This window comes from Anaerotruncus rubiinfantis, assembly GCF_900078395.1.
Lineage (GTDB): Bacteria > Bacillota > Clostridia > Oscillospirales > Ruminococcaceae > Anaerotruncus > Anaerotruncus rubiinfantis.
Map to the genome: position 1 here is coordinate 1,834,693 of NZ_FKLA01000009.1, position 26,407 is coordinate 1,861,099.

The following is a 26,407-nucleotide window of genomic DNA, read 5'->3' on the forward strand; positions in this document are numbered from 1 at the left end:
TAAATTGGCACTTGCATGTTTCCTCTTTTTGTGGTAATATATTACGGCTGGTATGTAGAGATTACCTGCAAAACACACACCGTGCGATTGTCTTGTCGGGTGTCCCGGACGTTTCGGGATGATAAGGCGAGCGGATGCATGGTGGCGGAAAAATAACCGAAAGAGAGGAATTTATCATGGGCGTAGTATCAATGAAACAACTTCTGGAGGCAGGCGTACACTTCGGTCATCAGACCCGGCGGTGGAACCCCAAAATGGCGCGTTACATCTTCACCGAGCGTAACGGCATCTATATCATCGACCTGCAGAAGACCGTCAAGAAACTGGACGAGGCTTATATGTTCGTGCGCGACCTGGCTGCGAACGGCGGAAATGTCCTGTTTGTCGGAACCAAAAAACAGGCCGGAGATTCGGTCCGCGAGGAAGCGACCCGCGCGGGAGCTTACTATGTAAATGCCCGCTGGCTCGGCGGCATGCTCACCAACTTCAAGACCATCCGCCGCAGGATCGAGCGTCTTGCCCAGCTGCGCAAGATGGAAGAGGACGGCACCTTTGACCGTCTGCCGAAGAAAGAAGTCATCAAGCTCGAGCTTGAGATCGAGAAACTCGAAAAATTCCTGGGCGGCATCAAAGAGATGAAGAGACTGCCGGCGGCGCTCTTCATTGTTGACCCGCGCAAAGAGAAGATCGCGGTTGCGGAAGCCCGCAAACTCGGTATCCCCATTGTTGCGATCGTTGACACCAACTGCGATCCGGACGAAATCGATTATGTTATTCCCGGCAATGACGATGCGATCCGCGCCGTCAAGCTGCTTTCCGCCACCATTGCGGACGCGATCATTGAAGGTCGTCAGGGCGATATGAGCGCTGCTCCGGAAGAAGCGGAAGCAAAAGAGAATGAAACCGACGAAGCTGCCGAATAATAACTTTAATCGAAACGAATACGGAGGTTATGCAAAATGGCATTTACTGCAAAAGATGTACAGGCGCTCAGAGAGAAAACCGGCGTTGGCATGATGGAGTGCAAAAAAGCGCTCACCGCGACCGACGGCGATATGGATAAAGCAATTGAAGTGCTCCGTGAAAAGGGCTTGGCGGCTGCCGCGAAAAAATCCGGCAGAATCGCCGCCGAAGGCGTTGTGCTTGCGATGGTCGACGACGCGACCAAGGTCGGCGTTGTGATCGAAGTCAACTCTGAAACCGATTTTGTCGCCAAGAACGAGAAGTTTATGGAGTTTGTCACTGCCTGCGCGAAAACTGTCGCGGCCAATAAGCCCGCAGACGTCGACGCGCTGATGCAGATGCAGATGGTTGGGTCTTCCATGACTGTCGAAGAGGAGTTGCGTGACAAGATTCTTACCATCGGTGAGAATATGAAGATCCGCCGCTTCATTTACGCGGAAGGCGATGTTGTCACCTATGTGCATGGTGGCGGCAGAATCGGCGTTATGGTCACCTTCGACACCGATGTGGCCGGTAAAGATGGCTTCACCGAGTATGCGAAGGATGTCGCGATGCAGATTGCCGCGCTGAGCCCGGCTTATCTGGATGAAGCTTCGGTTCCGGCTGAAGTGATTGAGAAGGAGAAGGAAATCCTCACCGCTCAGATCCAGAACGATGAAAAGCTTAAGAACAAACCTGCGCAGATCATCGCCAAAATGGTTGACGGCAGAATCAGCAAATATTATAAAGAGAACTGCCTCGTCGACCAGGCGTTTGTTAAGAACGGTGATATGACCGTCGGTCAGTATACCGCTGAGATGGCAAAGACTTTGGGCGGTTCGATCAAAATTACCGGTTTCGTTCGTTATGAGAAGGGCGAAGGCCTTGAGAAACGCAGCGACAACTTCGCGGACGAAGTTGCCAGCATGATGAAATAAGACTTGAGATCCAAAGCGCTCCCAGCTGGTGCCGGGGGCGCTTTTGCATTTTCCAAGGCCGGGAATACCAACTGGAATGGAAGCATTTTTATGGAACCTTTTGTGTTTTTTGCTCGGAAGACTTTACTTTATTTTGTGGTTATTGTAAAATAGGTTAGTATAGGTATACCATTGCTATGACAAAATTTACGATATGGAGGTATTCCATGCCACTGAAGTATAAGCGGGTGCTTTTAAAGCTCAGCGGGGAAGCACTTGCGGGAGACAAAAAAATCGGGCTTGATTATGACGTGGTGTTCCGCATTTGCCAGAGCATCAAAAAAAGTGTGGATCTTGGCGCACAGATTGGAATCGTCGTGGGGGGCGGAAACTTTTTCCGCGGACGTTCAAGCGGTCAGATGGATCGGACCCGCGCCGATCATATGGGGATGCTTGCCACGGTGATGAACTCGCTGGCAATTGCAGACGCGCTGGAGGCGCAGGGCGTCCAGGTACGGGTACAGACGGCGATCACCATGCAGCAGATCGCGGAACCATATATTCGTTCCCGTGCGATCCGTCACTTTGAAAAAGGGCGCGTTGTGGTGTTCGGCTGTGGGACAGGTAATCCGTTCTTTTCAACCGATACGGCATCTTCGCTGCGTGCGGCGGAAATCGACGCGGACATCATCCTGAAGGCGACCATGGTTGACGGCGTCTATGATTGCGACCCGAATATTTATCCCAACGCGGTCAAATATGACGAGGTCACCTTCCAGGAGGTGCTGGAAAAAGGGCTTAAAGTGATGGACAGCACCGCTGCTGCGATGTGTAAGGATAACCATATCCCGGTGCTTGTGTTCAGTCTCTCCAATCCTGATAACATTCTCTCGGCAATAAAAGGTGAAAAAATTGGTACAATAGTCAAGGAGGATTAAGTCATGAAGGAAAAAGTTCAGGTGTATAACGACAAGATGGAAAAAACCATTGCCGTTCTGGAAAAGGAATTCGCGGCCATCCGCGCCGGACGCGCAAACCCGGCTGTTCTTGACAAGGTTATGGTCGATTATTACGGCACTCCTACGCAGGTGCAGTCGATGGCGGCCATTTCGGTCGCGGAAGCGCGTATTCTGGTCATCCAGCCATGGGACAAATCCACACTGAAACCGATTGAGAAGGCGATCCAGGCATCGGATATCGGCATCAACCCAACCAATGACGGTTCGGTGATCCGCATCGTGTTTCCGCCGCTGACCGAGGAACGCAGAAAAGAGATCTGTAAACAGATCCGCAAGCAGGGCGAGGAAGCCAAGGTAGCGATCCGTTCTATCCGCCGCGACGCGAATGAGAAGTTCAAAGCGCTCAAAAAATCGAGCGAAGTCAGCGAGGACGAGATCAAGGATTTGGAAGACGACGTTCAGAAGCTGACCGATAAGTTCTGCAAACGCATCGATGAGATCTCCGCGAAGAAGGAAAAGGAAATCCTCGAGATCTGATTATGATATAACGCATGCGCGGCGTACCGGCGTGCGCATGGAATGGAGCTTCGCATGGCAAAATCTTTGCTGGCTGGTGTACCGGCTGAAAAATTGCCGGTACACATCGGCTTTATAATGGATGGGAACGGCCGGTGGGCGGCGAAGCGTGGGCTTCCCCGCAGCGCTGGCCACCGGCAGGGCGCGGACGTATTTGGAAAGATTGCACAGTACTGCCGCAGTATTGGGATCAAGTACATCACCGTGTATGCCTTTTCCACCGAAAACTGGAAGCGTCCGGCTGACGAAGTCGAGGCGCTTATGGATTTACTGCGGCGTTACCTTTCTGAAACGTTCAAGCATCAGGAGGAAAATGCCCGTATACGCTTTTTGGGGGAGCGCGGACCATTGGCCGCGGACATTCGGGAAATGATGGAGCGGGTGGAGGATGGCAGCAGAGATAATACAGCCATCAACATCAATATCGCACTCAATTACGGCGGACGTGACGAAATTGTGCATGCGGTACGCAAGCTCGCGCGCCGCTGCGCGGACGGTTTGCTCTCGCCAAACGAGATCGACGAACAGGCGCTGTCCAGCGCGATGTATACCGCCGGGCAGCCCGATCCGGATCTGATTATCCGGCCAAGCGGGGAACTGCGCACCTCGAATTTCCTGCTCTGGCAGTCCGCCTATGCGGAACTGGTCTTTATGGATGTCTTGTGGCCGGATTTCACACCGGAATATCTCGATCAGGCAATCTTGGAGTATGTCAACCGGGAGCGCCGGTTCGGCGGTATCTGACCCCAATCTTTCGTCAGAGCCTCACGCACGGGCCTGACCGTCATAAATAGAATGGTGCGGCAGATTGGAGTGCCCTCATGAAGCAAAGAATCATCAGTTCCGCAATCGGGCTGGTTGTATTGTTTTTGGTTCTGGTACTGTTTGAAACAGCTGTGCTCAACGTTGCCATTATGCTGATTGCGCTGATCGCGGTTTATGAGCTGCTCGCGGCGACCGGATGCTGGAAAGCAAACCGGCTCTTTTCCGCGGTTGCTTTGGTGTTTTCCGCAGTTATCCCTTTTATCTCAATGAGCTGGATTGCACGGAATCTGATCCTGATTTGTTATATCTTTGTGGTTGCGATCTTCTCGATTTTGCTGCGCAACCATATGTCATTCCGCATTGAACAGGTGGCGATGGGCTTCATGTTCTGCATCATGATCCCGTTTTCGCTGACGACCATTGTCTATCTGCGCGACCGCTGGGGCGCTGCCCTGAGTATTTTCTACGTGCTGCTCGCACTGGGCAGCGCATGGCTCTCGGACACGGGGGCCTATTTTGCGGGCCGCGCATTTGGAAAGCATAAGCTTGCGCCTTACATAAGCCCAAAAAAGACGGTGGAAGGCGCTATCGGAGGCGCGATGTTTGCGGAGGTCATGATCCAGCTGGTCATGTGGCTCTATTCGCTTGCGTCGGCTTATTTTGGACATCCGATCAGTATCCATTACGGCTGGCTTCTGGCGATTGTACCGTTTTTGTCGGCGGTCAGCATTTTGGGAGACCTTTCCGCGTCGGTCATCAAGCGCCAGTTCGGTGTGAAGGATTACGGTTCGATCATGCCCGGGCATGGCGGCGTCATGGACCGCTTCGACAGCGCGCTCATGGTGATCCCGCTGGTCTTTATCATCAGCCAGCACCTGCCGCTGGCGCAACTCGTTTAATTGGGAAGTGAGCGGTATTTTGAAAAAGAGAATCGCACTGTTGGGTTCGACCGGTTCGATCGGAACCCAGACACTGACAAGCTGCAAAAGCTTGGGATATGGGGTCAACGTCCTGGCCGCAAACAGAAGCGTTGACCTGCTCGAACAGCAGGCGAGGGAATTTACCCCTCGCTATGTTGTCGTTTCGGACAAAAATGCCTATACCGACTTGAAAACACGGCTGGCCGACACGGACATCCGGCTGCTAGCGGGCGTGGAAGGCATGTGTGAAGCTGCACAGTTAACGGAAAACGATATTGTCTGCAATGCGGTCGTCGGTATGGTGGGCCTGCAGCCAACGCTGGCGGCGATCGGGGCGAAAAAGACGGTTGCGCTTGCCAACAAGGAAACGCTGGTCGCAGGCGGGAAGCTCGTAACTGAGACCGCTGCCGCAAACGGAGTGGAGATTCTGCCGGTCGACAGCGAGCACAGCGCTATCTTCCAGTCGCTGCAGGGCAACGACCGCAAAGCACTCAAGAAGATCATCCTGACCGCGTCGGGCGGGCCGTTTCGCGGTAAAACAGCGGCTGAGCTCGAAAATGTCACGGTGAAAGAGGCGCTCAAGCATCCGAACTGGGAAATGGGGGCAAAGATCACGATCGATTCCGCGACGCTGATGAACAAGGGGCTCGAGTTCATCGAGGCAATGTGGCTCTTTGATCTTATGCCGGAGCAGATCGAAGTGGTGATCCATCCACAGAGCGTGATCCATTCGGCGGTGGAGTACATAGACGGTTCAGTGATCGCACAGCTTGGCGTGCCGGATATGGTGATCCCGATCCAGTATGCGCTGACCTATCCGCAGCGGGAACCGACCGCGGTGCAGCGGCTGTCACTCACCGATTATGGCAAGCTTACCTTTGAAAAGCCGGATTTTGAAACCTTTGCCTGCCTGCGGCACTGTATTGAGGCGATCCGGCGCGGCGGGCTGTATCCCTGCGCGGTCAACGGTGCGAACGAGCAGGCTGTGGCGCTGTTCCTTGCGGAAAAGATCAAATTCCAGGAGATTGGGCGCTGTGTAGGGCATGTTCTGGGAAATTTTAAATGTAAAGTGGAAAAACATTACACATTGAAGGAAGTATTGGAGACCGATCGGCAGGCGCGGGAGATGGTTTTGGAATATTGCCGTGGGAGATAAGAATACTATGATAGGAAGGCATTTCTCCCAATTTTAATCGATCGATCGTGAGGAAACGTTTATGAGTGTTATTTTTCAGGTGATTGTGGCGGTCCTTGTGTTCGGACTGTTGATTTTTATCCATGAGCTCGGCCATTTCACGGTCGGCAAGCTCTCCGGGATGCGGGTCAACGAGTTCGCCATTGGCATGGGCCCGGCGCTTTTCTCCTGGCACAAGGGCGAAACGCAGTATTCGCTGCGCGCGCTGCCAGTTGGCGGCTATGTCTCGGTGGAGGGCGAGGACGAGGACAGCTCTGACCCGCGCGCCTTCTGCAATGTTATGCTCTGGAAACGGATTCTCTTCGTCTGCGCGGGCGCGATCATGAACCTGTTGCTTGGCTTTATCATCCTTTCAATCCTGGTGGGCATGCGCACAACGCTGCCCACGACCACCATTTCGGAATTTCACCCTGACCCGGCGGACGGCGCGGCAGCAGTGAGCAACGAAAAATTGATGGTGGGCGATAAAATTCTCAAGATCAACGGCACCAGCGTATTCACCTCAAACGACATCACCTTTTCGATGATCAGCGACCGGGACGGGGTTGTGGACTTCACGGTCCTGCGCGACGGGCAGAAGCTGAAAATTCCCCAGGTGCAGTTCAAGATGGACACGGCCGAGGACGGGACGCGGCTCATCAATCTGGATTTCTACGTCTATTCGGCGGAAAAGACCTTCCTGAACAGTGTGCAGTACACGGTGCTGTGGATGTTTTCAATCGTACGGCAGGTGTGGCTCTCCTTCCTCAATCTGATCACCGGCAACTTTACACTTGCGGAGCTTTCCGGGCCGGTCGGCGTTTCGACGGTGATCGGGCAGGCGAGTACGGCCGGGCTGAAAACGCTGCTCACACTTGTGGGGTTCATCACGGTCAACATTGGCGTTTTTAATCTTCTGCCGGTTCCGGCTCTTGACGGCGGCAGGCTCATCTTCCTGCTGATCGAGCTGGTGATCCGCCGGCCGGTCAATCCCAAGTATGAGGGATTTGTGCACGCGGCGGGATTCATCCTGCTGATGGGGCTGATGCTGGTTGTCACGCTCAATGATATTGTAAAGCTGTTTTAATGCGAAAAGGAGTCGTCTTATGTCAAGGACAGTGAAAATCGGGAACCTTACGATCGGCGGAGGCAATCGCGTTGCCATCCAGTCGATGTTAAATACCCGCGCGGACGACATACCCGGCAGCGTCGCGCAGGCCAAGGCTTTGGAGGCCGCCGGATGCGAAATCCTGCGCATGGCGGTGCCGGAAATTTCCGCTGTGAAGCTGGTGGAGGCGGTGAAGGAAGCTGTTTCGATCCCGCTCGTGGCGGACATCCACTTCGACTACCGGATCGCGCTGGCATGTGTTTGCGCCGGGATCGACAAGATTCGGATCAACCCCGGCAACATTGGGGTTGACGAGCGGGTTCGGCAGGTGGCGGTAGCCTGCGCAAACGCGGGCATCCCGATCCGCATCGGGGTTAACTCCGGCTCGCTCGAAAAGCAGATCCTTGCGAAATACGGCGCGCCCACGCCGCAGGCGATGGTTGACAGTGCGATGTATCACGCGCGCCTGCTGGAGAAGTTTGACTTTCATGACATTGTGATTTCGATCAAGTCGTCCGATGTGCGAACGATGATCTCGGCTTACCGGCTGGCGTCCCAGCAGCTTGACTATCCATTGCATCTCGGCGTGACCGAGGCAGGCACCAGGCATATGGGCCTTCTCAAATCGGCGGTCGGAATCGGATCGCTCCTATGCGACGGAATCGGGGATACCATCCGCGTTTCGCTCACCGCAGATCCTGTGGAGGAGATCCGCGCGGCAAAGGACATCCTAAAGGCGATCGGCTATCCGGATTGCGGCGTGCAGATCGTTTCCTGCCCGACCTGCGGACGTACAAAGATCGATCTGATCGCGTTGGCGGAAAAGGTGGAAAATGCGCTTGCTGGCTGTCGCAAGAACATCAAGGTGGCGGTCATGGGCTGCGCGGTGAACGGTCCGGGGGAGGCCCGTGAAGCGGATATCGGCGTGGCCGGTGGGGACGGGGAGCTTTTGCTCTTCAAAAAGGGGAAGGTTGTTGGGAAGTATCCGGAGCAGCAGATCTTTGAGGTGCTGTTTGCGGAGATTGAAAAGCTTTAGGAGTGAAATCATTGGCGTCATTCATTGAGATTTTTGGCGATTACATAGATACTCCGGTTGCGGATGAGGTCGCCCGAGGGGAGATCCTCTCAATGCAGGTTGACCGGGACAGCCGGGAAATGCGCCTTGCTCTGCAAATGGACGGGCTTGCCGCGCATGCGGCGCTCACCAAGCTGGGGCGGGCGCTTTGTGCCGCGCTGGGATTGCAGGAGGTAAAACTTCAGCCGCGTTACGCGCCGGAAAGCTTTTCGAGCGAATGCCTTTCGGAGCTGGTCGCCTGCATTGGCGCGCGCGGCGTACCGGTCAACGGCTTTTTTAATGGTGCAAAGGCGGATCTGCTTGGCGACACGCTGCGCATCTATCTGAGCCACGGCGGGCAGGATTTTCTCGAGCAGATCCATTGCGCAAACCACCTTTCGGCCCTGATCAGGGAGGAATACGGCAGGGAGGTTTCGGTTGTGTTCGACGGGGTGCTTGAGATCGCGCCGGACAGCGAAATCTATCAGGAAACGATGGAAAAGGCACGACCGGAGCCGATTGCCTATACGCCGCCCGCGCAAAGGCCGCAGGAGAAAAAACTCGACAACGGCGTTGTGATCCCCGCGCCGACCCGGCATTCGTTCGATGCGCAGGGGCTGCCCTTTGAACCGAACTCGATGGTGACCCTTTATGGCAACCCGCCGAAGGGCCGCCCGGTCGAGATGGCGCAGGTCAACATCGAAAGTGGGAATGTGACCGTCTGGGGGGACGTATTCAAGCTCGACCGCCGCACCAGCCGCGACGAAAAGACCCTGATCCTGACGATCTATTTTACCGACTACACCAATTCTTACTGCGCCAAGGTGATCGGGCGCTTCGATAAGAAGGTGAAGGGGCTCGAAGAACTGCGGGAAGGCGACACGATCGTTTTGCATGGGCTGGTGGAGTACGACCGGTTCGATCATGAGAATGTCCTGCGCCCGGACAGTATCGCGAAGGTGAAAAAGGTCCTGCGCCGCGATCTTGCGGAGGAAAAACGGGTCGAACTACATATGCATTCCAACATGTCCGCGATGGACGGCATGACTCCGGCGGACAAGCTGGTGCAGCGGGCCTATTCCTTCGGGCACAAAGCGGTTGCCATCACTGACCACGGCGTTGTGCAGGCATTTCCGGACTGCATGAACGCCTGCGCGAAGATCCGCGCGAAGGGCGGGGACTTTAAAATCATTTACGGCGTGGAAGCCTACTTTGTGGACGACATCATCCATGCTGTCAGCGGGCATGCGAAGGGGAACCTCGATGACGAAATGATCGTCTTTGACCTTGAGACAACCGGTCTTTCCGCCGCAACCGAGCGGATTACCGAAATCGGCGCGGTCAAAATCCGCGCAGGTGAAGTGGTTGAACGGTTCGACACTTTCGTGAATCCGGAACGCACGATTCCGCCGCAGATCACGCAATTGACCGGCATCACCGACGAAGATGTGCGCGGCGCGCCGCTCGAAGCGGAAGCGCTCGAGCAGTTTTACGCCTTCATCGGCAACCCGAAGGCGGTGCTCATCGCGCATAACGCGCCATTTGATATGGGATTTTTGCGGCAGGCGGCGCGGCGCAGCAAGTTGCCGTGCGAATATTCCGCGATCGATACGGTGATCCTGTCGCGTTCGCTTTTCCCGGAGCTCAAAAAGCATAAACTCGATATTGTAGCCAAACATCTGGGCCTTGGTGAATTTAACCACCACCGCGCTTGTGACGACGCGGAGATGCTCGCGCGGATCTTCCTCAAGATGTGTGAAATTCTTAAAACGGAAAAGGCCTGCAATACGATTGAAAAGATCAATACCTCGCTCGCGTCGGTCGATGTGAAGAAATCCTCGACCTTCCACCAGATCATCCTGGTCAAGAACCTCACCGGTCTTAAAAACCTCTACCGGCTGGTTTCCATCTCCCATCTCGACTACTATGCGAAGCGCCCGCGTATCCCAAAAAGCAAATTGATCGAGCATCGGGAAGGACTGCTGATTGGCAGCGCCTGTGAAGCTGGACAGCTTTACCGTGCGATCATTGAGGGCAAAAGTTGGGGGGATCTCTGCGACATCGCAAAATTTTACGATTACCTGGAGATCCAGCCGCTCGGCAACAATGAGTTCATGGTGCGCAACAATACGGTTCCCAGCATCGATACGGTCAAGGAGTACAATGAAACGATCGTCAAGCTTGGCGAAAAGCTGAAAATACCGGTTGTGGCGACCTGCGACGTGCACTTTATGGACGCGGGCGACGCGAAATTCCGCGCCATCCTGATGGCGGGCATGGGCTTTTCGGACGCCGATCTCCAAGCTCCGCTCTATCTGCGCACGACCGATGAAATGCTCAAAGAGTTTGACTATCTCGGCGCCCAGAAAGCGCATGAGGTGGTCATCGAAAATCCCAATCGGATTGCCGATCTCATCGAAGCGGATATCCGCCCGATCCCGGACGGCACCTTCACGCCAACCATCGACGGCGCGGAGGAACAGCTTCAACAGATCACCTGGGACCGTGCCCGCTCGATGTACGAGCATAACGGCGTGATTCCGGAACTGGTCAGCAAGCGGCTCGACCGGGAGCTTGGCTCGATCATCAAACACGGTTTCGCCGTTCTTTACATGATCGCGCAGAAGCTGGTTGCCAAAAGTGAAGCTGGCGGCTACAAGGTCGGTTCGCGTGGATCGGTGGGTTCTTCCTTTGTCGCCACGATGGCGGGTATCTCTGAAGTCAATCCCCTGCCGCCGCACTATTACTGCCCCAACTGCGGCTGGAGTGAATTTTTTACGAAAGGCGAAATTGGCTCCGGATTTGACCTGCAAAGCAAAGATTGTCCGGAATGCGGGACCCATTGCAAACAGGACGGCCATGACATCCCGTTCGAGACATTTCTTGGTTTTGACGGAGACAAGGCGCCCGATATCGACCTCAACTTCTCGGGCGAATACCAGTCGAACATCCACCGTTACACCGAGGAGCTGTTTGGCCCGACCCATGTTTTTAAGGCTGGAACCATCTCGACCGTGGCGGATAAGACCGCGTATGGCTATGTCAAAAAGTACGCGCAGGAGCGCGGGCTTGTGATGACCCGGGCGGAGGAGGAGCGTCTGACCATCGGCTGCACCGGCGTCAAGCGCACGACCGGGCAGCATCCGGGCGGCATGGTCGTCGTGCCGAGCAGCCATGAGGTATTTGACTTTACGGCGGTACAGCGTCCGGCGGACGACGCGACCTCCGAAATTACCACCACCCATTTCGACTTCCATTCGCTGCATGACACGATCCTCAAGCTCGACGAACTCGGGCACGATGTTCCGACCATGTATAAATATCTGGAGGACATGACCGGGCTGGATGTCAACGACATCCCGATGAACGACCCGGCGGTCATGAGCCTGTTTTTGTCCCCGGACGCGCTCGGCGTTACAGCCGAGGACATTGACTGCAACACCGGCACGCTCGGCATCCCGGAATTCGGTACCAATTTTGTGCGCGGGATGCTCATCGAGGCACAGCCAAAGAATTTTTCCGACCTGCTTCAGATCTCCGGCCTCAGCCACGGTACCGACGTCTGGCTCGGCAACGCACAGGAGCTCATCAAGAACAGAACCTGTACAATTTCTGAGGTTATCGGAACACGTGACAGCATCATGACCTACCTGCTCCATAAAGGCCTCGAGCCAAAGATGGCGTTTAAGATCATGGAAATCACCCGAAAGGGCAAAGCGCCGAAACTGCTGACTGAGGAGCACATCACCGCTATGAAGGAGCACGGAGTGCCGCAGTGGTACATCGACAGCTGTCTCAAAATCAAATACATGTTCCCAAAGGCACACGCGGCAGCTTACGATATCGCCTCAATCCGGCTTTGCTGGTTCAAGGTGCATAAGCCGCTCGAATTTTACGCGGTTATCTTCACAGTGCGCGGCGGAGACTTCGACGCGGAAGCGGCGGTCGGCGGCAAGGCGATGACCAAGCAGAAGATGCAGAACCTCCTGGCGCTCGGCAACGACCGCACCGCAAAGGATGAAGGCGTTTTAACCATGCTGCAGATCATCCACGAATGCCAGGCGCGCGGGATCAGCTTTTTGCCGGTCGACCTCTATAAATCCCACTACAATGTTTACGCGGTGGAGGATGGAAAAATCCGGCTGCCCTTTATGGCGCTGAAAGGGGTTGGAGAGGCGGCCGCCAAAAGCCTGTGGGAAACGGCCAAAAAGGAGGATTTCATTTCCGCGGACGATATTGCGAACCGTGCGGGAGTTTCCTCCGCAGTCATCGAGATGCTGCGCGGTGCGGGCGCACTGGGGGATCTGCCCGACACTTCGCAGGTTTCTTTCTTCTGAATCCTGTCCCAGCATTTTTATGAATTTTCCGCAGGTTTCTTTGGTTATTCTGTTGACAAGAAAAGTTTATCATGTTATCATATTAGCATGATAAAGCGAAACGGCAACGGAGGCAAATATGAAGCAGTATAACAAAATCACACCGGATGGTACCCGCGACCTGCTCTTTGACGAATGTGTTCTGCGTGAAGCGGTGACCAGCCGGCTGACAGCAATGTTCCGCTCCCGCGGATACCGGCAGGTGATCACCCCGGCAATCGAGTTCTACGACGTTTTCACTTCGTCCGCGGCGCATTTTCCGCAGGAAAATATGTATAAGCTTTCCGATATCCACGGCCGGCTGATGGTTCTGCGCCCTGACTGCACCATCCCGATCGCGCGGCTGGTCGCGACCCGGCTGCAGAATGTCCCGATGCCGCTGCGGCTTTACTACAGCCAGAATGTCTACCGCGTTGAGCACGATCTGCGCGGAAAACGCAACGAGATCTTTCAGACCGGCGTCGAACTCATCGGCGCGAGCAGCCTGCGCAGCGATCTCGAAATTGTCGAGCTCGCCGCCGCCGGCCTTTCGGAGATCAGCGGGGAAGGCTATCGGATCGAGCTTTGCCACATCGGCTATTTCAAATCGCTCATCGACAGCCTGGACGCCTCCTTTGAGACGAAGGAGGAGATCCGTCAGTGCGTCGAGCAGAAGAACTACGCGGCGCTTGGAGAGCTGCTCGAGCAGTTTGACGGTAGCCGCGCGGCTGTGGCGCTCAAATACCTGCCGCGGCTCTTTGGCGGGGAGGAGGTCTTTGAAAAGGCCTATGAACTCTTCTCGGAGAACGGCGCGAACGAAAGCCTCGATTACCTCCGTACAATTTACGAGAATCTGCGTGAGCTCGGCCTTGCCGACCGGGTTATCATCGACCTTGGACTGGTAAACCAGGCCGAATATTACACCGGGATCATCTTCCGCGGCTACTTTGACGGAATTGGGGAACCGGTACTCTCGGGCGGCCGGTACGACAACCTGCTCGCCGAGTTTGGCGCGCCGCTTTCAGCAACCGGCTTCGCATTCAATGTCGATCCGGCCACTACGGTCATCGGAATGGTACCGCAGCAGCGCACTGATATTTTGGTTTTTTCGGACGATGGTCATCTTCCGCAGGCGATCAATTATATGAAATCGCTTATCCAAAACGGCCTTACGGTCGAACACTGTGTTTTCGACGAGTTCGACGCGGCGGTAGATTACGCGCGAAAGCGCGGCATCCGGCATCTGCATGTGGTGGACGACGAGATTGAAGCGCTCGACGTCGAAAAACTGTAAAGGGAGGGCATACATATGAAACCGATTCGGATTGCCCTCACTAAGGGCAGGCTGGAAAAAGACAGCGTTGAAATGTTTGAGAAGCTCGGCTATGACTGCACTGCGGTGCACGAAAAGGGCCGCAGGCTGATTTTGCCGGTCGTGGGCACCAACCTCGAGATTGTGCTTGCGAAGGCCGCGGACGTGGTGACTTACGTCGAGAACGGCGTCTGCGATATTGGTGTGGTTGGCAGGGACACGATTATGGAGAAGGGGGGGACCTTCTACGAGGTGGCCGACCTGGGGTTTGGAAAATGCCGGTTCGCGCTGGCGGTGCCGAAAGGGGTCGACTTCTATGAGGGCTATCACACCCGCTGTATCGCCTCAAAATATGTAAATGTGGCGCACGCCTATTTTGAAAAGAAAAATATGGATGTCAAGATCGTCAAAATCGAAGGCTCAGTTGAGCTGGCGCCGATCCTTGGGCTTTCGGACGCGATTGTCGACATTGTGGAAACCGGCACAACCCTCAAAGAGAACGGGCTGGTTATCGCGGAATATATTTCGGACATCAGCGCAAGGCTGATCGTCAACATTGCAAGCCTCAAACTGCGTAAGGCGGAGATCGAGCCGTTTATTACGCGGATTGAAGATTACCTGAAGGAGAGGGCTGACGCATGATCCAGGTCGTCAAGGCGGACGGAACCGCTGAAAAAGAGCTTCTCGCGTCGCTGCGCAGCCGCAGCGGTGAGGTTGATAAACAGGTCGCCGGGCAGGTCGCAACGATCATTGAGGACGTAAAACAAAAAGGCGACGCGGCGGTGCGGGATTACACCCTGCGCTTCGACGGACACTGCCCCGATCTTTTTGAAGTTGACCGCGAGGTGATCAACGATGCGCTTTCGCAGGCCGACGAGGAATTCGTTTCTTCGCTTCTCAATGCGATGGAGAACATCGCGGCTTTCCATCAGAAACAGAAGCAGCAGAGCTTTATCGACGCCCAGCCAAACGGCGTCATTCTGGGGCAGCGTATCCGCGGGCTTGCCCGCGTGGGGCTCTATGTGCCGGGCGGAACGGCGGCCTATCCATCATCGGTGCTGATGAACTGTGTCCCGGCAAAAATTGCAGGGGTCGGGGAGATCATCATGGTCACGCCGCCACGCAAAGATGGCACGCCGAATCCGGACATCCTTGTCGCGGCGGCGATTGCCGGGGTGGACCGGGTGTTTCTGATGGGCGGCGCACAGGCTGTGGCGGCGCTCGCATTCGGCACCGAAAGCGTGCCAAAGGTCGATAAGATCGTCGGGCCGGGAAATATCTACGTCGCAACCGCGAAAAAGCTGCTTTACGGCGTGGTGGATATCGACATGATCGCCGGGCCGAGTGAAATCCTCGTGATGGCGGATGAAACCGCGAACCCGGTCTATCTGGCGGCCGATATGATGAGCCAGGCGGAACACGACGTGCTGGCATCTTCGATCCTGCTCACCACGAGCGGACGGATCGCAAATGATACCGTCGCGGAGATCGAGCGCCAGATAAAAGAGCTCTCGCGGGCAGAGATTGTCCGCAAATCATTGGAGACCTACGGCGCGGTGATCGTCTGCCGCAGTATCGACGAGATGGTTGCGCTGGCAAATGAGCTTGCGCCGGAGCATCTCGAGGTCATGCTGGAAAACCCATTTGAATATATCGGGAAGCTTGACAACGCGGGCAGCGTATTTCTCGGGCAATACGCCCCGGAACCGCTGGGCGACTATTTTGCCGGACCGAACCATGTCCTGCCGACCTCCGGCACGGCGCGGTTCTTCTCGCCGCTTGGGGTGGACAGTTTTATCAAAAAATCGAGCTATATCTACTACACGGCCGACGCGCTCTGCCAGGCGAAGGATGACATTGTGCGCATCGCGGAGTGTGAACAGCTCACCGCCCATGCGAATTCGATCAAAGTGAGGTTTTCCTGATGTACGAACTGCCGGAAAAGCTGAAAAATCTGACGCCTTACGCGCCGGTCACGGGGCAGTACCGAATCCGGCTTGACGCGAATGAAAGTTATCTGACTGCACCGGGCTGGCTGCGGCAGGAACTTGCCGCGGCGATTGAGAAGCTTGATTTCAACCGCTACCCGGACCCTTATACAGTTGAACTCTGCCAAAAGTTTGCGGATTTTTTTGACGTCCTGCCGTCGCAGGTGGTTGCGGGCAACGGTTCGGATGAACTCATTGGTCTGATCGTTTCCTCGTTTACCTCCACCGGTGAGGATATGGTGGTGGTCAACCCGGACTTTTCAATGTATTCATTTTACGCGCAGATGAACGGCGTCAGAGTACATACCTTCCAGAAGCCGGAGCTTGCGCTCGACGCGGACGCGCTGATTGCCTTTGCCAAAGAGCGGGCCGCAAAGCTTGTGGTCCTTTCGAACCCCTGCAATCCGACTTCGCTCGCCGCCTCGCAGGCGGATGTGCTCAAAATCGTGGAGGAGCTGTCCGACCGGCTGGTTGTAATCGACGAAGCGTATATGGATTTCGCAGAAGGCTCGATTCTGCGGATCGCACCGCGGCATGACAATCTGATTGTCCTCAAGACCTGTTCAAAAGCGTTTGGCATGGCTGCAATCCGGCTTGGCTTCGCGGTCGCGGGGACACAGATCACCCTTGCGCTCAAGGCGGCCAAGTCGCCTTACAATGTAAACAGCATGACCCAGGCGGCGGGCTGTGTCCTGCTGAGCCATCCGGATTATCTGCGGGGTTGCACCGAACAGATTAAGACGTCCCGCACCGAACTTTATCAGAAGATTCTTGCGCTTGCCAAAGAAAAAGCAGAGATTCTGGAGGTGGCCGACACCTGCGCGAACTTCGTCTTTTTGCAGATGCTGGACGCGCGCCGGGTGTTTGACGCGCTGAGTGCGCGCGGAATCATCGTGCGGCTCATGGCTCCTCGCCTGCGTATTACGGCAGGCACGGCCGAGGAAAACCGGGAGGTCGTCGGGGCCTTGCGGGAGATTTTAGACTGAAAACAGGAGGAAACCAGTATGCGGGAATGCACCATCCACCGGAAAACCAATGAAACGGACATCACGCTCTCGCTGAACCTCGATGGGAGCGGGAATTTTGCCGGTACGAGTGGGATTGGCTTTTTTGATCACATGCTGCACGCGTTCGCGGTGCACGGCGGATTCGATCTTGCGCTCACCATGGCTGGAGACTTGGAAGTGGACTGCCATCATTCGGTCGAGGATTTGGGTATTGTGCTCGGACAGACGTTTGCGCAGATTCTTTCGGACAAAGGCGCCATCGCGCGTTATGGTAGCTTTGTGCTTCCGATGGATGAAGCCTTGGCTTTTTGTGCGCTCGATATTAGCGGCCGGGCCTTTTTGGTGTTTGACTGTGTCTTTCAAAACCCGCAGGTTGGTGCGTTTGACTGCTGTATGACAGGGGAATTTTTCCGGGCGTTTGCGATGAATGGGGGAATTACCCTGCATATCAAGGTGCCCTACGGGGAGAATGACCACCATAAGATCGAGGCGGTATTCAAGGCTGCAGCGCATGCGCTCAAAGCAGCGGTGACGCCGCGGGAAGGCGGGGTCCTCTCCTCGAAGGGAGTTTTGTAAGATGATTGCGATCATTGATTACGGAGCGGGAAATCTTTTCAGCGTCAAAAACGCGCTTGATTTTATTGGCGCGGAAAGCTGTATCACCGCGAAAGCAGAGGAGCTTGCAAAGGCAGACGGCTTGATTTTGCCGGGGGTGGGCGCCTTCCCGGACGCGATGAAACGGCTGACGGCGACCGGTCTCGTTCCGGTCATCCGGGAGCAGGCACAAAAAAAGCCGCTGCTCGGCATCTGCCTTGGAATGCAGATGCTGTTTGAGAAGGGGCATGAATTCGAAACGTGCGATGGACTGGGCCTTATTCCGGGCGACGTTCGGTTGATCGAAGCGGCGGGGCTCAAAATTCCGCACATGGGCTGGAACGATTTGACCGTTCTCAACCCCTGTGAACTGGTCGCAGACGTGAAAGAGGGCGATTACGTCTATTTCGTCCACTCCTACCGCGCTGATACAGCGGATGAAAACATCTCCTGTTACACCGTCTATGGGGAACGCATCCCGGCACTAGTGCACCGGGGAATGGTTTACGGCGCGCAGTTTCATCCTGAGAAAAGCGGCGCTGTCGGCATCCAGATGCTGAGAAATTTTGCGAGGTTGTGCCAATGATTATCTTACCAGCAATCGACATCAAGGACAAAACCTGCGTACGGCTTGTGCGCGGCGACTTTGCGACCGCGCACAAAGTTGCGGAGGACCCGTTCGAAACCGCTGCCGGCTTTCGGGCGGCGGGCGCTTCATGGATTCATATGGTCGATCTCGACGGGGCCAAAACCGGCGGCGCGGCGAATGCGGGGATCTTTCTGCGTGTCGCGCGGGAGTCGGGCCTCAGGGTGGAACTCGGCGGCGGCATCCGCAGCATGGACACCATCGCTTATTATCTTGAAAATGGAGTTTCCCGCATCATTCTGGGCTCGGTGGCAGTGAAGGACCCCGCTCTTGTGAAAGAGGCTGCCCAAGCTTACGGCGAAAAAATTGCGGTTGGGATCGACGCGAAAAACGGCATGGTCGCCACCGAAGGCTGGCTCGACACAAGCGATGTGAACTACATCGATCTTGCGAAGGCGATGGAGCAGGCCGGTGTTCAGACCATCATCTTCACGGACATCTCAAAGGATGGGACGCTTGAAGGTCCAAATCTTGAACAGTTGCAACGGATTAACGCTTCCGTATCCTGTAAGATCATTGCGAGCGGCGGGATTAAGGATATTTTGGATATCAGTGCATGTAAAGATTTGGGACTTTACGGAGTGATCTGCGGAAAATCCATCTATTCCGGAAGCCTAAGGCTTCCGGAAGCGATTGAAGTGGCAGGTGATCAGCAGTGTTAGCAAAACGGATCATCCCGTGCCTTGACGTGCGGGATGGAAAGGTCGTCAAAGGCGTCAATTTCGTCGGCATCAAGGAGGTCGGCGACCCGGTCGAATGCGCGATCGAGTACGACCGGCAGGGAGCGGATGAGATCACCTTTCTCGACATCACCGCGACCCATGAGGGCCGCAGCACAATGATCGACGTAGTACGAAACACCGCCAAAAACGTATTTGTACCGCTTACAGTGGGCGGCGGAATCCGCACAGTGGAGGATTTTCGCGATATCCTGCGGGCAGGAGCTGATAAAATTTCAGTAAATTCCGCCGCGGTGCGCAATCCCCGGCTCATCCGCGAGGCCGCCGACCGGTTCGGCAGCCAATGCGTCGTGGTTGCGATCGACGCGCGCAGGAGTCCGGACGGGAACTTCACCGTCGTGGTAAATGGCGGCAGAATCGACATGCGTATCGACGCGGTCGAATGGGCGAAAAACTGCGAGCGGCTCGGCGCCGGGGAAATCCTGCTCACCTCGATGGACACAGACGGCTGTAGGAATGGCTTCGACCTGGAGCTGACCAACGCGGTCACCGAGGCGGTTTCCATCCCGGTCATCGCATCTGGAGGCTGCGGAACGCTCGAACATTTTTCGGAGGTGTTTGAACAGACCGGCGCGGACGCGGCGCTTGCGGCGTCGCTTTTCCATTTTCGGGAACTGACTGTCGGGCAGGTGAAAGCACACCTTGCGGCGCATGATATCCCGGTCAGGAGGTAAACTATGAAGGATTTGGACCGTTATTTCGCAAAATCGGCGCTGATCCCGGCGGTCGTGCAGGAAGCCGGTACCGGAGAGGTTCTGATGCTCGCCTACATGAACCGCGAGAGTCTGCAAAAAACCTATGAAACCGGCTACACCTGGTTTTACAGCCGTTCACGGCAGGAACTCTGGAATAAGGGTGCGACTTCCGGACATCTGCAAAAGGTGGTTGATCTGCGCGCCGATTGCGATGACGATACACTGCTCGTCACAGTTGTTCAGACGGGCAATGCCTGCCACACCGGAGCGCACAGCTGCTTTTACAAAGAGATTTGGGAGGAAACAAAGCCATGACTGATGTAATGAAAGGCCTTTATGAAGTGGTTCAGGATCGCCGCGACCATCCGCAGGAGGGTTCTTACACCTGCTATCTGTTCGAGAAAGGGATCGACAAGATCCTGAAAAAGGTGGGGGAAGAGTGCAGCGAGGTGATCATTGCCGCCAAAAACCGCAAGAACGATGACACCGCCGAGGAGATCTGCGATCTGATCTACCATCTGCTGGTGATGATGGCTGAGCAAGACATCCCGCTTGAACAGGTCGAAGAGATCCTGGAGGCACGCCGCCAAAAGATCGGCAACCTCAAACAGTTCCACGAGAGTGACCACAACACCTGACTGAAAAGCATAAAAGGACCCGCAACTGTAGTTGCGGGTCCTTTTCAATTTTATATGATCAGTCGGCCTTGACCTGGAACGCTTTTTCAAGCGCGCCGACCGCCTCGTTACAGCAGGCCTGCGGGACCAGCAGGGAGATTTCCACCTCGCCGGTCGAGATGAGGGTCAGCTCCGCGTTGGCATCAGCGACAGCGGTGATTGCGGCGGCGGCGACACCGTACATTTCGCGCATCTCTTCGCCGTAAAGCTGAATCTTGCAGTTGCCGTTCGAGACCATCGGTTTGAAGTCGGCATGGGTCTCGCAGAATTTGTTGACCAATCCCAGGACTTCCACCAACTGGTTTGCAAGCAGGGTGAAGGAGATATCGATATAATGTCCCTGCGGTGCGGTCTGGCTGATCATATCAAGATTTACCTTGACATTTGCAAGCCCCGTAAAGATGGTAGAGAGCAGTTTCGGGTCGTTTGGAACCTTGTGGAAGGTCACAAGGGCAACATCCTCCACAATGGAAATTTTAGAAACGCCATTCATATGGACACATCCTTTCTATCAAACGATATCACCCATGTTGTAAAGTCCAGCCTGCTTGCCGCAGAGGAAGAGCGCCGCATTGAGCGCGCCGACGGCAAACACCCCTTTGCTGGCGGCTGAATGGGAGAGGGTCAAGATCTCGTCGTGACCCGCAAAAAGGATCTCATGCTCGCCGACAATCGTTCCGCCGCGCACCGCGTGGATACCGATCTCATTTTTTGCACGTTTACGGCGGTAGGCGTGGCGGTCATAAACATACTGGGATGGCTCATCGAGCACACCGGAGATCGCATCTGCAAGCATCAGGGCAGTGCCGCTTGGGGCGTCGATCTTCTGGTTGTGGTGTTTTTCGATGATTTCAATATCAAACTGCCCACCCAGGACTGCGGCCGCCTTTTTTGCAAGCTCTGCCAGCAAGTTTACGCCAAGCGACATGTTTGCTGTAAAAAAGAGCGCGACCTCGTTCGATTTTTCCCGGATCAGCGCGGTCTGTTCGGCGGAAAGGCCGGTCGTAGCGATCACGGCCGGGATCTTCTTCTGTACCGCGTATTCGAGCAGCGGCGAAAGCGCGCTCGGATGAGAAAAATCGATGATAACGTCGGCATCAACCGAGCAATCCGACGGTATGGTAAAGACGGGGAACGCGTCGAGCGCCTTCCCGGTGATGTCGATGCCCGCGACAATGGTACAGTCGTCCCGTTCCCTTGCGCATTCGGCGATCATCCGCCCCATCTTTCCATTGCAGCCTGATAAAATGATCCGTTTCATTTGAACCTCCAGCGCTTTGGCGCCTTTTTTAGATGAGTTTTGCGTCCCGCATCGCTTTTTCGAGCAATTGTTTATTCGCATCGGAGAGGTCGACAAGCGGCAGCCGGCAACGTCCAGCCTTCCAGCCAAGCAGGTTCATCGCTTCTTTGACCGGGATTGGATTCACGTCGCAGAAAAGCGCGTTTATAAGCGGCATCAGCCCGATCTGCAGGTCAGCGCTTTCCTTGATCTTGCCGTCGAAATAGAGCCGGCAAATGTCATGGGTTTGGCGCGGCGCGACATTTGAGAGAACCGAGATGACGCCCTTGGCGCCAAGCGACAGGAACGGGACAATCTGGTCGTCGTTGCCGGAATAGACATCGAGTTCGTCTCCGCATAGATTGCGGGTATTGGCAAGCGCGGAAAGGTCGCCGTTCGCCTCCTTGACCGCAACGATATTCGGATGCTTCGCAAGTTCCTGATAGGTCTTAGGCTGGATATTCACGCCGGTGCGGCTCGGGACGTTATAGAGGATGACCGGCAGGTCGGTGGCGTCCGCCATTGTGCAAAAATGACGGATGAGGCCCGCCTGTGAAGTCTTGTTGTAATAGGGGGTGACATGCAGCAGCGCGTCTGCGCCGGCCTGTTTGGCTTCCTTTGAGAGCCACAGGGCATAATCGGTATGGTTGCTTCCGACACCTGCAACGACCGGTACGCGGCCGGCAGTGTGCTCCACGGCAAAGCGGATGGCTTCGACATGTTCGTCATCAGTGAGGGTGGAGGCTTCGCCGGTGGTACCGACGATGACAATCGCGTCGGTGCCGTTTGCAACCTGGTCGTCGATCAGTCTGCCGAGCTCCGGCCAGTTGATCGAGAGATCCTCGTTCATCGGCGTGATGATTGCGACGCCCGCGCCGGTAAATATGGTTTTCTTCATATCGGATCAATCCTTCCTGAAAATAAGAGAGGTGGTGGTCAGTCAAGCCAGCCTTTCGCCGCAAGCAGCTCGGCCAGCAGCACACCGCCGCCGGCGGCGCCGCGCAGGGTGTTGTGTGAGAGGCACACGAACTTATAGTCGTACTGGGTATCTTCGCGCAGGCGGCCGATCGAAACAGCCATTCCGTTTTCGAGCATCCGGTCAAGTTTGGTCTGCGGGCGGTTATCCTCTTCAAAGTAGTGCAGGAACTGTTTCGGCGCGCTCGGAAGGCCAAGCTTCTGCGGCGCGCCCGCAAAGGAAGCCCATTTTTCCTTGATCTCCTCGATGGTGGGCTTTTTATTGAAGCTGACGAACACTGCCGCCATATGGCCGTCGGTGCAGGCCACGCGCAGGCACTGCGCGGTGATCGAAGGGGAGGCGACCGGTACAATTTCATCGTTTTCGATCTGTCCCCAGATTTTGAGCGGTTCCTTCTCGCTTTTTTCCTCTTCGCCGCCGATATAGGGGATAACGTTGTCGACCATCTCCGGCCAGGTTTCAAAGGTTTTTCCGGCGCCGGAAATCGCCTGATAGGTACAGACCAGCGTTTTGGTGACGCCAAAATCGGCCAGTAGCGGATGCAGCGCGGGGACATAGCTCTGCAGCGAGCAGTTCGATTTGACGGCGATGAAGCCGCGTTTGGTGCCAAGCCGTCTGCGCTGCGCCGGGATGATCTCGGCGTGCGCGTCGTTGATCTCAGGGATAATCATCGGAACATCCGGTGTAAAGCGGTGCGCGGAGTTATTGGAGATGACCGGGCATTCCGCTTTGGCGTAGGCTTCTTCGAGCGCGCGGATTTCGTCCTTCTTCATGTCGACCGCACAGAAGACAAAATCCACCTTCGCCGCGACCGCTTTCACATCGGAAGCATCCATCACGATCATCTTTTTGACGGTCTCGGGGATCGGGGTAGCCATTGCCCAGCGTTTCCCGACCGCTTCCTCGTAGGATTTTCCGGCCGAACGCGGGGAAGCCGCGACCGCGACCAGATGGAACCACGGATGATTTTCGAGCAGGGATATAAACCGCTGGCCAACCATCCCGGTTGCACCGACAACTGCGACTTTAAACTCTTTCATGATATGACAAATCCTTTCATTTGGAAATTATGCATAGTACCTGTTAAGCAGCTTTCCAAGGCGTTTGAGCCCTTCCTCGATCCTTTCATAGGGAACGTTCGAAAAGCTTAGCCGGATATGATGGGGCTGATCCTGATTGGCATAGAAGGAGGTTCCGGACAAAAACGCAACCTTTTCCTCTTTTGCCGCGCACAGGAGCAGTTCATCGCTTGTGGGACCCTTCTGCGGCAGGTCAAGCCAGTAGAAGAACCCGCCCTGCGGTTTTTGATAATGAACCGAAGCGGGGAAGTATTCCTTCATGCAGCGGTCCATCAGATCGTTGCGGGCGCCGTAAATCTCACGGACACGCGCGATATGGTCATTCCAGTCCACCTGCTGGAGAAATTCTTCCGCAATCAGCTCATTGAAGGAGCTGCACTGCAAATCGGACATCTGCTTTGCCAAAATGATCTTCGCCCGGATATCCTCCCGTGCGATCACATACCCCAAGCGCAAGCCGGGACAAAAGATTTTAGAGAAGGTCCCCAGATAGATCACAAACCCTTTTTCGTCAAAGCTCTTGATTGACGGGTAGGCTTCGCCATTGTAGCGCAGTTCCCCGTAAGGGTTATCCTCTACAACCGGGATCTCGTACCGCGCGGCAAGCTCCGCCAGTTTTTTACGTTTCTCGACACTCATGGTCACACCGGTCGGATTCTGGAAATCCGGAATGGTATAGATCATTTTTACATCTGGAATTTCGCACAGCGCCTTTTCGAGCGCCTGCAAATTCATGCCATCAGCGTCCAGCGGAATCCCCACGCATTTTGCCTGAAAACTGTGAAAGACGTTGAGCGCGCCGACATAACTTGGATTTTCGCAGAGCACCACGTCGCCGGGATTGAGGAAAATCTTCGCGGAGAAATAGATGCCCTGCTGGGAACCGGAGGTCAGGGTGATATCGTCCGGCGAGGCCTTGGTTTTGGTGTGGGAGGCAAGCGCGCAGATCTGCGCGCGGAAGCTGGAAAAACCTTCGGTATCGCTGTACTGAAAAGCGCGAACTTTGTCATTCGCAAGCACCCGCTCAATCGACGATTGGATCATCGCAAAGGGGAAGGAGGACTCCTCCGGTTTACCGGCCGAAAAAGAGATCATATCCGGCTGATCAAACAGCTTGTTGCGGATGGCCGATGGCACAAAATATTGCGTACATTCAGAAAATTGCAGCATGTAAATCCTCCTGTCTAAAAATATACGCCTGTTTTACGTCCGATAAGCTTCCTTTACAATAATAAAAAAACCGGTTGAAAACCGGCGTTGATTGCAATATAATAGAGTAGTTATCGTGATGGGCACGGAAACGCACGATCCATCCGCACATACCGCATGCCACCACCCATAGCCCTCCATCATAGTCCAATGATGACAGTCACACGCCTTTTCGACTGTGTGCCCAGGAAGTACGCCCGCCAACGGCGCCAACCTTCGGCGTCTGACCCTTTCACACGGCTTTTTACGACCTGGCAGTCTGAAGTCCCTGTTACTGATGAAAGACGCGCCTCTACCGGTTTGGCTTATTATTGATTATATTATCATTTAGCCCCGCTTATGTCAATAAAATTAGGAGGTTCACCGCAATAAACTGGTGAATTGTACAGATATTTGGAGGAAGAGATGAAAAAATCCGACTTTTTTTTCGACCTGCCGCCGGAACTCATCGCACAGACGCCGATTGAGCCGCGCGACCACAGCCGCATGCTGAAGCTCAGCCGCAAAACCGGAGAGATTGAGCACCGCTGTTTCCGCGATGTGATTGATTACCTGGAACCGGGCGATACGCTGGTTGTAAACACTTCCCGCGTCATTCCGGCGCGGCTTTACGGCCACAAGGAGCAGACCGGCGCCGCTATGCAGTTTTTACTGCTGGAGCAGAAGGAAAAGGACATCTGGGAGGTTCTGGTGAAGCCTGGCAAGAAAGCCAAAACCGGTTCCCGGTTTGTGTTTGGAGAGGGGCTGCTCACCGGGGAAATCCTCAGCACCGTCGAGGGCGGAAACCGCCTCGTAAAAATGCATTACGAAGGGGACAGCATCTATCCGGTGCTCGAAAAGATCGGCCAGATGCCGCTGCCGCCATACATCACCGAGACGCTCAGGGATAACGAACGTTATCAGACCGTCTATTCCAATCAGCTCGGTTCAGCCGCGGCGCCGACTGCGGGGCTGCACTTCACCAATGAGCTGCTCGACCGCATCCGCGCCAAAGGCGTCAACGTGACCGACGTGATCCTGCACGTTGGTCTTGGGACCTTCCGCCCGGTCAAGGTGGACGAGATCACCGATCACCATATGCACGCGGAACACTACCACCTGCCCAAACACACCGCCGACCTGATCAATGAAACAAAGCGCAAGGGGAAACGGGTGATTGCGGTTGGAACGACGAGCTGCCGCACATTGGAATCGGTCGCTTCAAAGTTTGGTGAGATCCGAGAGGATGACGACGATACCAGCATTTTCATTTATCCAGGCTACGAATTCAAGGTGCTCGACGGGCTCATTACCAACTTCCATCTGCCGGAAAGCACGCTCATCATGCTGGTTAGCGCATTTGCGGGTTACGAGCATGTGATGGAAGCATATAAAACCGCGGTAGCCGAACAATACCGGTTCTTCAGCTTCGGTGACGCGATGCTGATACTATGAG

25 protein-coding genes, 1 pseudogene and 1 riboswitch are annotated in these 26,407 nt (G+C 55.2%); of the genes and pseudogenes, 21 read left to right on the forward strand and 5 right to left on the reverse strand.

Annotation, left to right across the window (positions count from 1 at the left end; translation table 11 throughout):
• Positions 1-176 precede the first annotated feature (176 nt).
• The 20 genes and pseudogenes from rpsB (at position 177) to hisE (ending at position 20,390) form a co-directional block, all read left to right on the forward strand.
• The gene (gene rpsB, locus BN4275_RS14300; RefSeq protein WP_066460477.1) at positions 177-923 is read left to right on the forward strand and encodes a 30S ribosomal protein S2; all 747 of its coding nucleotides are present in this window, start codon (positions 177-179) and stop codon (positions 921-923) included.
• A gap of 36 nt (positions 924-959) precedes the next feature.
• Positions 960-1,880 carry a translation elongation factor Ts gene (gene tsf, locus BN4275_RS14305; RefSeq protein WP_066459487.1) on the forward strand — a complete coding sequence of 307 codons (921 nt, stop codon included), beginning with the start codon at positions 960-962 and terminating at the stop codon, positions 1,878-1,880.
• A gap of 206 nt (positions 1,881-2,086) precedes the next feature.
• Positions 2,087-2,797: a UMP kinase gene (pyrH, locus tag BN4275_RS14310; RefSeq protein WP_066459488.1), complete on the forward strand. Its 711-nt coding sequence runs from the start codon at positions 2,087-2,089 to the stop codon at positions 2,795-2,797.
• Between the two features lie 3 nt (positions 2,798-2,800).
• Positions 2,801-3,355 (forward strand): ribosome recycling factor, encoded by a 555-nt coding sequence (gene frr, locus BN4275_RS14315; RefSeq protein WP_066459489.1) that lies wholly within the window; start codon positions 2,801-2,803, stop codon positions 3,353-3,355.
• Positions 3,356-3,409: 54 nt separating this feature from the next.
• Positions 3,410-4,138 carry an undecaprenyl pyrophosphate synthase gene (locus tag BN4275_RS14320; protein WP_066459494.1) on the forward strand — a complete coding sequence of 243 codons (729 nt, stop codon included), beginning with the start codon at positions 3,410-3,412 and terminating at the stop codon, positions 4,136-4,138.
• A gap of 77 nt (positions 4,139-4,215) precedes the next feature.
• A complete protein-coding gene (locus BN4275_RS14325; protein WP_066459495.1) occupies positions 4,216-5,058 on the forward strand; it encodes a phosphatidate cytidylyltransferase in 843 nt (280 codons plus the stop codon).
• A 19-nt stretch (positions 5,059-5,077) separates the two neighbouring features.
• Complete coding sequence (locus BN4275_RS14330) at positions 5,078-6,235, forward strand: 1-deoxy-D-xylulose-5-phosphate reductoisomerase (protein WP_066459497.1); 1,158 nt, start codon at positions 5,078-5,080, stop codon at positions 6,233-6,235.
• Between the two features lie 61 nt (positions 6,236-6,296).
• Positions 6,297-7,340 (forward strand): M50 family metallopeptidase, encoded by a 1,044-nt coding sequence (locus BN4275_RS14335; RefSeq protein ID WP_066459498.1) that lies wholly within the window; start codon positions 6,297-6,299, stop codon positions 7,338-7,340.
• Between the two features lie 13 nt (positions 7,341-7,353).
• Positions 7,354-8,397: pseudogene (ispG, locus tag BN4275_RS14340) on the forward strand (flavodoxin-dependent (E)-4-hydroxy-3-methylbut-2-enyl-diphosphate synthase); the annotation flags it as partial.
• A gap of 2 nt (positions 8,398-8,399) precedes the next feature.
• Positions 8,400-12,752 carry a PolC-type DNA polymerase III gene (locus tag BN4275_RS14345; protein WP_341423451.1) on the forward strand — a complete coding sequence of 1,451 codons (4,353 nt, stop codon included), beginning with the start codon at positions 8,400-8,402 and terminating at the stop codon, positions 12,750-12,752.
• 118 nt (positions 12,753-12,870) lie between these two features.
• Complete coding sequence (gene hisZ, locus BN4275_RS14350; RefSeq protein WP_066459501.1) at positions 12,871-14,064, forward strand: ATP phosphoribosyltransferase regulatory subunit; 1,194 nt, start codon at positions 12,871-12,873, stop codon at positions 14,062-14,064.
• A 15-nt stretch (positions 14,065-14,079) separates the two neighbouring features.
• Positions 14,080-14,724, forward strand: coding sequence for an ATP phosphoribosyltransferase (hisG, locus tag BN4275_RS14355; protein ID WP_066459503.1), 645 nt, complete (start codon positions 14,080-14,082; stop codon positions 14,722-14,724).
• A complete protein-coding gene (gene hisD / locus BN4275_RS14360) occupies positions 14,721-16,007 on the forward strand; it encodes a histidinol dehydrogenase (RefSeq protein WP_066459505.1) in 1,287 nt (428 codons plus the stop codon). The genes hisG and hisD overlap by 4 nt, the downstream gene beginning before the upstream one ends.
• The gene (locus BN4275_RS14365; protein ID WP_079988294.1) at positions 16,007-17,056 is read left to right on the forward strand and encodes a pyridoxal phosphate-dependent aminotransferase; all 1,050 of its coding nucleotides are present in this window, start codon (positions 16,007-16,009) and stop codon (positions 17,054-17,056) included. The genes hisD and BN4275_RS14365 overlap by 1 nt, the downstream gene beginning before the upstream one ends.
• A gap of 18 nt (positions 17,057-17,074) precedes the next feature.
• Positions 17,075-17,653 (forward strand): imidazoleglycerol-phosphate dehydratase HisB, encoded by a 579-nt coding sequence (gene hisB, locus BN4275_RS14370; RefSeq protein WP_066459510.1) that lies wholly within the window; start codon positions 17,075-17,077, stop codon positions 17,651-17,653.
• A 1-nt stretch (position 17,654) separates the two neighbouring features.
• Positions 17,655-18,257 (forward strand): imidazole glycerol phosphate synthase subunit HisH, encoded by a 603-nt coding sequence (gene hisH / locus BN4275_RS14375; RefSeq protein WP_066459512.1) that lies wholly within the window; start codon positions 17,655-17,657, stop codon positions 18,255-18,257.
• Entirely contained in the window at positions 18,254-18,979 is a 726-nt protein-coding gene (hisA, locus tag BN4275_RS14380; RefSeq protein ID WP_066459513.1) for a 1-(5-phosphoribosyl)-5-[(5-phosphoribosylamino)methylideneamino]imidazole-4-carboxamide isomerase, read from the forward strand. Before hisH ends, hisA begins: the two co-directional genes overlap by 4 nt.
• Entirely contained in the window at positions 18,973-19,731 is a 759-nt protein-coding gene (gene hisF / locus BN4275_RS14385) for an imidazole glycerol phosphate synthase subunit HisF (RefSeq protein WP_066459515.1), read from the forward strand. Before hisA ends, hisF begins: the two co-directional genes overlap by 7 nt.
• 3 nt (positions 19,732-19,734) lie before the next feature.
• Positions 19,735-20,067, forward strand: a complete 333-nt coding sequence (gene hisI, locus BN4275_RS14390; protein ID WP_066459517.1) for a phosphoribosyl-AMP cyclohydrolase — start codon at positions 19,735-19,737, stop codon at positions 20,065-20,067.
• Positions 20,064-20,390, forward strand: coding sequence for a phosphoribosyl-ATP diphosphatase (gene hisE, locus BN4275_RS14395; protein ID WP_066459519.1), 327 nt, complete (start codon positions 20,064-20,066; stop codon positions 20,388-20,390). Before hisI ends, hisE begins: the two co-directional genes overlap by 4 nt.
• 58 nt (positions 20,391-20,448) lie before the next feature.
• On the opposite strand, the gene BN4275_RS14400 is transcribed toward hisE, so the two are convergent.
• Genes BN4275_RS14400 through BN4275_RS14420 form a run of 5 tightly spaced genes read right to left on the reverse strand, consistent with a single transcriptional unit; the run spans position 20,449 to position 24,933 of the window.
• Positions 20,449-20,922 carry an ACT domain-containing protein gene (locus BN4275_RS14400; RefSeq protein WP_066459521.1) on the reverse strand — a complete coding sequence of 158 codons (474 nt, stop codon included), beginning with the start codon at positions 20,920-20,922 and terminating at the stop codon, positions 20,449-20,451.
• 18 nt (positions 20,923-20,940) lie between these two features.
• Complete coding sequence (gene dapB, locus BN4275_RS14405; RefSeq protein ID WP_066459523.1) at positions 20,941-21,690, reverse strand: 4-hydroxy-tetrahydrodipicolinate reductase; 750 nt, start codon at positions 21,688-21,690, stop codon at positions 20,941-20,943.
• A gap of 28 nt (positions 21,691-21,718) precedes the next feature.
• On the reverse strand, positions 21,719-22,606 hold the full coding sequence (gene dapA / locus BN4275_RS14410) for a 4-hydroxy-tetrahydrodipicolinate synthase (protein ID WP_066459524.1): 888 nt from the start codon (positions 22,604-22,606) through the stop codon (positions 21,719-21,721).
• A gap of 38 nt (positions 22,607-22,644) precedes the next feature.
• Entirely contained in the window at positions 22,645-23,724 is a 1,080-nt protein-coding gene (gene asd, locus BN4275_RS14415) for an aspartate-semialdehyde dehydrogenase (protein ID WP_066459526.1), read from the reverse strand.
• Positions 23,725-23,751: 27 nt separating this feature from the next.
• The gene (locus BN4275_RS14420; protein ID WP_066459528.1) at positions 23,752-24,933 is read right to left on the reverse strand and encodes an aminotransferase-like domain-containing protein; all 1,182 of its coding nucleotides are present in this window, start codon (positions 24,931-24,933) and stop codon (positions 23,752-23,754) included.
• Between the two features lie 161 nt (positions 24,934-25,094).
• A riboswitch (Lysine riboswitch) is annotated at positions 25,095-25,275 on the reverse strand.
• 102 nt (positions 25,276-25,377) lie between these two features.
• Between BN4275_RS14420 and queA the strand changes: the two genes are divergently transcribed.
• The gene (queA, locus tag BN4275_RS14425) at positions 25,378-26,406 is read left to right on the forward strand and encodes a tRNA preQ1(34) S-adenosylmethionine ribosyltransferase-isomerase QueA (protein WP_066459530.1); all 1,029 of its coding nucleotides are present in this window, start codon (positions 25,378-25,380) and stop codon (positions 26,404-26,406) included.
• Position 26,407 lies beyond the last annotated feature (1 nt).